Below are 8,438 nucleotides of genomic sequence, written 5' to 3'. Positions count from 1 at the left end.
CACGGCCCATCAGGACCTCGCCCTGCGGGAGCTGCGCCGCGCAACCTACGCCGGCTCCGAGTTCTACCGGCGCCATCACGCCGGCCTGCACGACGCGGCTCTGGACCAGGTGCCGTCCGTGACGAAAGCGGACCTGATGAAGCACTTCGACGAAACCGTCACCACACCGGACCTGAAGCTGGCGGATCTGGAGAACCACCTTCTGTCCCTGGTCCAGAGCGGGGGAGACCCGGGGCTGCCGTGGAAGGGCCGGTGGTGGGCGGCGGCGACGGCCGGCACCACCGGCCGGCGCGGAACTTTCGTCTGGAACCGTTCTGAATGGGGCACGATCCTGGCCTCCTACGCCCGAGCTAACGACTGGGCCGGGATCTCCGCCGGCCTGACCCGTCCCCTGAAGATGGCATTGGTGAGTTCCCGCGTCCCTACACACCAGTCCGTCGTCGTCGGTGCATCCCTGCGCTCCGGGGTCGTCCCCACCCTCCGCCTGGACGTCACCGCGCCCATGGATGAGACGGTCGCAGCGCTGAACCGGTTCCAGCCCAGGGTCCTCGTCGGCTACGCCTCAGCACTGAAACCCCTCGCGGCAGAGCAGCGCGCCGGAAGACTGCACATCTCACCGCAAGGCGTGATGTCCGCCTCCGAAGTGCTCAGCCCGCACACTGCCTTAGAATTGGAGCCGCCTGGGGGAGTGCGCCCTTCGATGTTTACGCCGCCACCGAAACGGCAGGAATCGCCTCCCCCTGCACCTACCGGAACCGCCATGTCTACGAGGACCTGCTGATCATCGAACCCGTGGACCAGAACGGAAACCCCGTGCCTGCGGGAACAACCGGAGCCAAGCTCCTCGTCACAGTCCTGTTCTCCCGCACGCTGCCGCTGATCCGCTACGAAATGTCCGACACCGTGAGACTGGGCGGACGGGCCTGCCCCTGCGGACGCTCCTTCACCGTTCTGGAGGACATCGAAGGGCGCATCGAAGACGTCCTGCAGCTGCCAGGCAAAGCAGGCGATGTAAATGTCCATCCGATCGTGTTCCACCATGTTCTGGACCAGGCCGCCGCTTCGGGGTGGCAGATCATCCAGGAGGCCTCGGGGCTCCGGGGCCTCGCACCCGGAGCCTCCACCGAGGGTGTTCGGACTGCCGTAGCGTGCGCGCTCAAGGAAATCGGTGTAGTCGACACCGCGGTGGACGTACACGTTGTTGAACGCGTCGAACGGACCGCCTTGGGGAAAGCACCCTTCGTGTGGGGCTTAATGGGCCGGCGATGACAAGTTGGTCCTCCTGAAGCAAACCCCGAGCCGGCTATTCGGCGAGGCGACGGGGCGGGTCCCGGCCAGAGGTCCCTGGCGACGGTGACCATCCAAACGTACGGTGAAGTCGTTGTGCCGGATGTCCAGATCCATCGCCTTCCGAAAAGGCTCTACGACCGTCCGTTGCGGAATTGCCTAGGTTCGAGTGCAGACGACTTCTGACATTCCGTGCAGACGACTTCTGAAACTGACAATTGAACGAATTTTTGCACGGCCGGTGAGTCTCGTAACTATGTCTCGAAAGCTTCTGGTTGAATCGGTGTATCCACCATTAGTTACGAGACACGTCGGAGAGCCCATGACAAAACTGATCGGCTACGCACGCGTTTCGACGCGGCAGCAGTCCACCGACCGGCAGCAGGTGGACCTTCTAGCCGCCGGCGTCCGCCGCGATGACCTTTACGTGGATCACGGTGTCTCCGGGGCGCGGGCTTCACGACCCCAGTTCGATCGAGCACTCGACGCGCTGATTGACGGAGACACCCTCGTCATTACGACACTGGACCGGCTTGGACGATCCACCCAGAACATGCTTTCCTTCGCCGACGAACTCCGCGGCCGAGGTGCTGGTTTGCGCGTCTTGAACCTGGGCGGTGGCGACGTCGATACTGCAACACCCATGGGGTCGATGCTGTTCACGATCATGGCCGCTCTCGCCCAAATGGAACACGAGATCAAACGCGAACGCGTCACCGACTCCATCAGCAAACGCAGAGAAGCCGGAAAGGACCTTGGCGGCCGGCCCCGCCAAGTCACCGAGAGTCAGGTTCGAAGCGCTGTCCGCCTGGTAGAAGGCGGTGAACCCGCAGCACAGGTTGCCCGCGATCTCGGAATGTCACGAGCAACATTTTATAGACGGTCGCGAGCACTCAAGGACTAGCCGCATCGCATCACTCTCCCTGAAGGCGAGACCAAGCGATCACGGAACGCCGCCAAGGAGCGATCAAATCAACCAAGCCAACGGTGCGAAAACCGCCAAACTGAGCTGTGAAAAAACCGCCAATCCGAACTAACGGTCACAGGGTTGATGCCGCCAAGAGTGGGGGAATCATACGCCGATGCTGTACGTTCACCTTGCTGTAACCAACACAAATGAAAAGAGAAGCACCACAAGTGGCAACCGATTATGACGAAGTCCGTTCCGACGTCAAGGAATCACAGGACCGCTCGCTCGAGGCACTGCAGTCCGAGAACGCACCGGATGCCCGGATCGTGCGTGACCTGGACGAATCAGACTCCATGGATGATGGAATCATCCCGGGCGGCGAAATCGTCAACGACGAACTCATCGTCCAGGTTATCCCCCAGGCAGCGGACGAGTTCGTCTGCTATTCCTGCTTCCTAGTCCGGCACCGGTCCCAGCTCGCCCGCGAAAAAGACGGCCACGCGTACTGCACCGAGTGTGAAGGCTGAACCGCCGGCCCAGAGTTGATCGCCGGTTCGAGATGATGCGCAGTCAGGTCCCCGATTCGGCCTGGGAGGCCCTGGAGGACGAGTTCACCCTGCCGTCCGCCGCGAGTTGAGGGCCGTCCTTGCCGCTGCTATCCCCGGCTTGACGGCATTACTGTCAAAGACTGCATTGCGGTCAAAGCTGAATCTTCGTCCGGAATCCGGTCCGCGTCCGCCGCGAGGGATCGGAAACCTGTACCCTGTTCCCGATGTTCTCGATGACGTCCAGGACGCACTGGCGGAGAGTTGAGGACGTTCCGCCGTGGATCCGCTGACTCCGTTGCCCGGAAAGGTCCGCGCTGCGCCGACAGCCTGGAGTGCAGTGAACTGCAGATCAAGGTACTGATCCGTGGTGGAAACCCTCGCGTACCCGACACGCGTACCCGACAACAGCCATAGCCGTCCCCATAGTTCTCTTAATACCGAATGATTAGCCGTTGTGAAACCCAGTGTTCTTGAACGGCATTTCGAGACAGCGACTGTCCGTGTCGCCACGGGAACGTCTGGAGCACCAGGAGAGCGGCCCTGCCGTCTCAGTAATGGATCCATTAATGAGACGCTCAGACCGCCTTTCAGGTGGTGTCAGGTGTGACTGTTAGCCCGGAATGGCGGTTAAGTCGCAGCTTGAATTGGCGGTTTTGCCGTTCCGTATGGGGAACCCTGACCGGGACAGCGCAGACGCACGTGGGATCTGGTGGCGCGTCACACTTCAAGGTGCCGTATCTGCCGGTGCTGCTGTCTAGGCTCCCGTGATTGTCAGTACCGCACCCCAGAGAACCAAGAGCAAACCAAGCGAAGTTATGGCGAGGGAGATTTTGCGTCTCGTATCAAAAGGTTCTCCTCTTCGGCGCGGCTTCCTCGCCCCATACGCGGCAGCACTAACTCCGACTACAACGCCTATGACCACCAGTATCAGGTTCATGGTTTGCAGCATTCCACAGACGTCGACGGCTGTGTTCGAAATACTCTTGTCGTCCTGCAGCCTCCCAAGGAAGAGGACCAAAAGGAGCAACCCTGCCGGCGTGTCTGGCGCTTCGTTTGCGGTCCACTCCCCAAACTCCCAGCCCGACCAGTGCCGTACGCTCGCACCGCAACTTTCCGTGGTTCCGTTTCAGGAACCCTTAAGGAGCTGAGTGCACGGACGGGGCCTATCGAACTCCTGCCTTTCGTGCTTCAGTTCAGTCATGACGTCGCAATTCTCGAAAAAGTCATCGGCAGGCCAGTTGCACGTCAGTGCGAAGCATGAGGCTGAGCGAAGGCTCAAGCTCATCACTTACTACGGCGGCGCCTTAGCCTTAGCCATGATCGCCCTGAATTTTCTGCCGATCGAAACCGAGCCGTGGGTTTGGGTGAAGCTTGCCGTCCTTGCCTTGGGAGCTACGGTATTTGGCATCTTGGTGACGTGGTTCTCGCTGTGGCAGCGGCAGGAGTACTGGCGAGAACGTGGCAGGGACCCCAAACATCCTGAGCGTCTTCCCGAAAGTAGAACCCGAGATTGACGATGCCCCCTTTTTCAGTCCTACTCTCGCTAGCCCCGACCGTTTTCGGCCTGGTTTTTTGGGGGACCTATTTCTAGGCCAGTAGGCGGTCGCTAACCAGGGCGGGGGTCCCTGGCGATGGACATGTGTGCCCGTATTCATGCTTGTAGCAGTGAGCGCCCCTGCCTGAAACCGGTGGCACCTCAGAACCGTGCCCGTTTTGGGCCTTCCCGTAGGGTTGGGAGCAGCATCAGCCTGGGGCTGACCCACAATGAGCCTTCCAGGCCCGCCCGGATAAACATTCCGGAGACCCTAGGAGATTCCCGTGAACACCCCTCCACCCGCCCCGCAGCCCTCCGCCGACGCTCCTTCGTCCGGTGTCGGTTCCCGCCCACCGAATCGCTGGCGGCGTTCGGCGGGTGGGCACGGATGTGGCGTGAGTCCAGGAGCCGGCGGATGCATGAACTGGTCGGGGAGTTCACCAACCGGGCCGAGGCGCTGATGCAAACCCCGGAACACATGGAAGGCCTTCTGACCGCGGTTGTCTCGCTCGCGGAGGACCTTAGCCTTGAGGCTGTGCTGGACCGGGTTGTGCAGTCGGGGTGTGACCTGCTCGGTGCCCGGTACGGGGCGCTCGGCGTCATCGGCGAGGACGGCCTGCTGAGCCATTTCATTACGGTCGGCATTGATCGGGACGGCATTGACCTTATCGGTGATCTTCCAACCGGACACGGGGTCCTGGGACATGTGATCCGCGAACCCAAACCGCTGCGTCTTCATGACCTGGGCCAGTACCCAGGGGCCGCCGGGTTCCCGGCAGGGCACCCACCGATGAAGTCGTTCCTGGGTGTCCCGGTCCGCGTGCGCGGCGCGGTCTTCGGAAACCTTTATCTGACGGAGAAATCCGATGGGCAGGACTTCACGGAGGAGGACGAGGACCTGGCGGTCGCCCTGGCCGCGGCCGCTGGCGTTGCGGTCCAGAATGCCCGCTTGTTTGAAGACGGCGCACGGCGCCAGCGCTGGTTGGAGGCGGGAATGGAGATCAGTGAGCGGCTGATCACCGCCTCCCACCCGAGGCCGCCGGACAGCCTCGATCTCATTGCTGAACGTGCCCTGCTCACCTCCGATTCGGTGCTGGCTGTCATCGCTTCCCCCGGGATCGATGGTGCGCTCCGGTGCGGGACCTCGGTCGGTGCGCAGTCACTGCCTGCGGGTCAGGACCTGTCCTCCTCGGCGCTGGCGTTTTCGGTCCTGGAAACAGGGGAGTCTGCCACGGCCCGCGATCCGAGGGAGGTTTTCGGACCCGACGCTGCCGAGAAGCTGGGCCCTGTCCTGGTCAGCGCCCTCGGGCATAAGGGCGCCGGCAACGGCATCCTTGTCCTGGCCCGCGCCGAAGGCGCAGCCGGCTATACACAGTCCGATCTGAGATCAGGTGCCGTTTTCGGTGCGCAGGTCGGCCTGGCACTGGACCTGGTGCGGGCCAACCAGCTCCGGGAAGAGCAAGTGCTCTTCACCGACCGGGACCGGATCGCGCGGGACCTCCACGACCTGGTGATCCAGCGCCTCTTCGCCGCAGGTCTGAGCCTGCAGACCCTGCGCCGCTACACTGCGGACCCTGCCGCCCACGAACGGATCACAGGCGTGACCCAGGAACTCGACGGGACGATCCGGGACCTTCGGAACACGATCTACTCGCTTCATTCCGCCTGTACGGGCACGGAACGCCTGACCGATCACGTGCTGCGTACGGTGCAGGAAGCGGCCAGGGGAGTAGTCGTCTCGCCTGATTTGCAGTTGACCGGGCCGGTCGATGACGCCGTGCCTGAGGCCGTCGCCAACCAGCTGCTGGCCGTGCTCGCCGAGGCTCTGAGCAACGCGGTCAGGCACTCCGAGGCCGATGAAATCAGCATCTCGCTCACGGCACGCGAGGGCGCCGTGGAACTGCTGATCACCGACAACGGCCGCGGATTCGAAAACCCCGCCCGGCTCAGCGGCCTGGCCAACATGAAACACCGGGCCGAGAAACTGGGCGGAAATTGCGTCATCGACAGTTCCCCGGGTCACGGAACCCGGGTGAGCTGGACGGTACCGACAACCGGCTGAGTCAGTGAAACGCCGTGCGGCGGACCCCGGTCGAAGGCCTCCCTCGGTGTAGCCGCTACCCTCCGGGGCGCGGCGTGTCCGTCGAGCTGGCGTATATCGCGGCCTGGGTGCGCCGTTCAAAGCCGAGTTTGGCCAGCAGGGAAGACACGTAATTTTTCACGGTCTTCTCGGCCAGGAACATCTCTTCGCTGATCTGCCGGTTCGTCATGCCCCGGGCGATCAGGCTGAGGACCTTTTTCTCCTGCAGGGTCAGAGCTCCCAGCCGCGGGTCGGCCGGCGCCTCGGGGATCGCTTCGAGCATGCGCTCTACGACCCCGGGGGCGAAGAGCTGCTCGCCGGCGGCGGTACGCCGGATTTCCTCGACGAGGTCGTTGTTGCCGATCTGCTTGAGAAGATAGCCCGACGCGCCGGCCAGAACGGCTCCGCGGAGTGCGTGGTCGTCGTCATAACTGGTCAGGATCAGGCATTTGAGGTCGGGGTCAATGGAGCGGACGTCCCGGCAGACCTCAATGCCCGTGCCATCGGGCAACCGTCCGTCCAGGACCGCGACGTCGGGCTTGAGCGCCGGGATACGGCGGGTTGCTTCGACCGCGGATCCGCTTGCGCCCACGACGTCGAAGCCCGCGTGCTCGAGCAGGTCCGTGAGGCCCTGCCGGACGAGCTCATGGTCATCGAGGATAAAGACCCGCACCGGTGCCGGTGAAAGCCTTTCCGTGCAGGGATCTGTTACCGATGTGGTCATGCAGCTACTCCTTGGATCAGTATCTTCCCGGTCCGCGCCGTACGGCCGTCCCTGGCGGAAGTCACGGGAAATAATGATCCTCCATCAGGGCGCGGGACAACAGGGACCAAAGACCGCACCCGTCAGGACTCTCAAATGGCGGTCGGCGAGTTGGGCAGCGCAGCTGCAGCCGGAGGACTAAAGATATCGGTCGTATTTGAGATGCCCTGGGGAGGCGACCACAATCGGCTTCTTCCGATGGTCACATGCTGTACGCGGTGTTCATGCTGAACTTCTCTCGGTCCCAGTGAATCTGTTGGGTTTGCTCGGCACAATTTGTCTTGACGCGTCTACCGAACAGTCCGAACGTAGCAGCAATGATCACGGGAGCTGTCTCTGAAAGAGATTTTGCTGTTGTATTTCAGCGTTGGCGGTACCGCCGGGCTCTTGGAGCTGGAGGCCTTCATCTACGGGGTAGAGCTACTGAGTCCATTCGACCTTCTCCTGCTTGAAGGTGCCCTTCATGATGCGCCCGCCCCGTGATTACCGCAGCTGATGCGGGGAACGGATCCCGGAGAAGTGGTTCCGGGTCTGGGAACGATGAGGCTGGACTGCCAGATTCTCTCGACACGGGTGGGTGCCGTAGGTAAATTCGAGGTGAGCCCGATTGCGTGGAGATCGGAGCCAGCCTTGCCGGTCGCTTGCAGGACCGTCAAGATGCGCCGCTGTAGCCGAATGGCGGCACCCACTGCAGCTGGCGGAAGGTTGCCCCTGATGGCCGCCTCGCACCCGAACAATTTCTCGATGAAGCAACAGCCCCCGGTTTTGACAGGGACTGCACTGACCCATGGGGTCGGCGTGCTAGAGGCCTATCGTCGGATGATAGGCCTGGCGTTGGCCGGCTTCCTCCGCGCAGGCCGTCCGGCGACATAGTCATGTCGAACAAACCAGGACGTCGTCGACCTCTCGGCCCGGATCCCCGGGAGCACCCACTGTGGTGCCTCCATTGCGGCACGTACCGTCAGTTGTTCATCAGTTCCGTCGTGCCTTTATGGCCGGTATCAGAGGGTGCACTGCAGGTGTCCTATACCTGCACCGCGTGCGGCCTGTCCTATGACCACGTAGCCGACGTCAGTCAGTTCGCCGGCGCCGCGAACCTCGCTGCAGGACGAGACGATGTCCTCATCTTCAGCGGTGAGTACATCCATTGCGGGCAGTCGATGCAACAAACCGCGTCAGGAGGAATCCGGCTGGACAGCCCTGCCGCCGGCGACGAAGAGCTCGGAACATCGAGCGTGTACCTCGAAATCCGGGTTCTGGAGTGTCCCTGTGGGTTCCGGCTGATGCTCCCGGGCTAGAAGCGGCCGATGTCTCCC

The 8,438-nt window shown here is 62.5% G+C and carries 9 protein-coding genes; 6 read left to right on the top strand and 3 right to left on the bottom strand.

Going from position 1 to position 8,438, the window contains the following annotated elements; translation table 11 throughout:
• The 4 genes from ACZYZ3_RS18950 to ACZYZ3_RS18935 all read left to right on the top strand — a co-directional run.
• On the top strand, positions 1–781 hold a 781-nt coding region (locus tag ACZYZ3_RS18950), incomplete at its 5' end, for a phenylacetate--CoA ligase family protein (RefSeq protein ID WP_463965337.1).
• Positions 782–792: 11 nt separating this feature from the next.
• A complete protein-coding gene (locus ACZYZ3_RS18945) occupies positions 793–1,269 on the top strand; it encodes a phenylacetate--CoA ligase family protein (protein ID WP_463965336.1) in 477 nt (158 codons plus the stop codon).
• Positions 1,270–1,609: 340 nt separating this feature from the next.
• Positions 1,610–2,191 (top strand): recombinase family protein, encoded by a 582-nt coding sequence (locus ACZYZ3_RS18940; RefSeq protein WP_463965335.1) that lies wholly within the window; start codon positions 1,610–1,612, stop codon positions 2,189–2,191.
• Between the two features lie 233 nt (positions 2,192–2,424).
• Positions 2,425–2,724, top strand: a complete 300-nt coding sequence (locus ACZYZ3_RS18935; protein ID WP_123255197.1) for a DUF4193 domain-containing protein — start codon at positions 2,425–2,427, stop codon at positions 2,722–2,724.
• A gap of 84 nt (positions 2,725–2,808) precedes the next feature.
• On the opposite strand, the gene ACZYZ3_RS18930 is transcribed toward ACZYZ3_RS18935, so the two are convergent.
• Entirely contained in the window at positions 2,809–3,309 is a 501-nt protein-coding gene (locus tag ACZYZ3_RS18930; protein WP_463965334.1) for a recombinase family protein, read from the bottom strand.
• 635 nt (positions 3,310–3,944) lie between these two features.
• On the opposite strand from ACZYZ3_RS18930, the gene ACZYZ3_RS18925 reads away from it, so the two are divergent.
• Positions 3,945–4,259, top strand: coding sequence for a hypothetical protein (locus tag ACZYZ3_RS18925; protein WP_463965333.1), 315 nt, complete (start codon positions 3,945–3,947; stop codon positions 4,257–4,259).
• Between the two features lie 408 nt (positions 4,260–4,667).
• Complete coding sequence (locus tag ACZYZ3_RS18920; protein WP_463965332.1) at positions 4,668–6,341, top strand: GAF domain-containing sensor histidine kinase; 1,674 nt, start codon at positions 4,668–4,670, stop codon at positions 6,339–6,341.
• A 55-nt stretch (positions 6,342–6,396) separates the two neighbouring features.
• On the opposite strand, the gene ACZYZ3_RS18915 is transcribed toward ACZYZ3_RS18920, so the two are convergent.
• Together ACZYZ3_RS18915 and ACZYZ3_RS18910 are read right to left on the bottom strand one after the other, a co-directional pair.
• Entirely contained in the window at positions 6,397–7,083 is a 687-nt protein-coding gene (locus ACZYZ3_RS18915) for a response regulator (protein ID WP_463965331.1), read from the bottom strand.
• Positions 7,084–8,123: 1,040 nt separating this feature from the next.
• Positions 8,124–8,270 (bottom strand): hypothetical protein, encoded by a 147-nt coding sequence (locus ACZYZ3_RS18910; protein WP_463965330.1) that lies wholly within the window; start codon positions 8,268–8,270, stop codon positions 8,124–8,126.
• Positions 8,271–8,438 lie beyond the last annotated feature (168 nt).

This window comes from Pseudarthrobacter linnaei (assembly GCF_055412825.1).
The sequence above is the reverse complement of the archived record's forward strand: the minus strand, read 5'-3'. Positions and strand labels throughout refer to the sequence as shown.

Coding starts and splice junctions, on each gene's coding strand:
- ACZYZ3_RS18915 (WP_463965331.1), bottom strand. CDS start 7,083: ATGACCACATCGGTAACAGATCCCTGCACGGAAAGGCTTTCACCGGCA.
- ACZYZ3_RS18925 (WP_463965333.1), top strand. CDS start 3,945: ATGACGTCGCAATTCTCGAAAAAGTCATCGGCAGGCCAGTTGCACGTC.
- ACZYZ3_RS18920 (WP_463965332.1), top strand. CDS start 4,668: ATGTGGCGTGAGTCCAGGAGCCGGCGGATGCATGAACTGGTCGGGGAG.
- ACZYZ3_RS18940 (WP_463965335.1), top strand. CDS start 1,610: ATGACAAAACTGATCGGCTACGCACGCGTTTCGACGCGGCAGCAGTCC.
- ACZYZ3_RS18930 (WP_463965334.1), bottom strand. CDS start 3,309: ATGGATCCATTACTGAGACGGCAGGGCCGCTCTCCTGGTGCTCCAGAC.
- ACZYZ3_RS18910 (WP_463965330.1), bottom strand. CDS start 8,270: ATGGATGTACTCACCGCTGAAGATGAGGACATCGTCTCGTCCTGCAGC.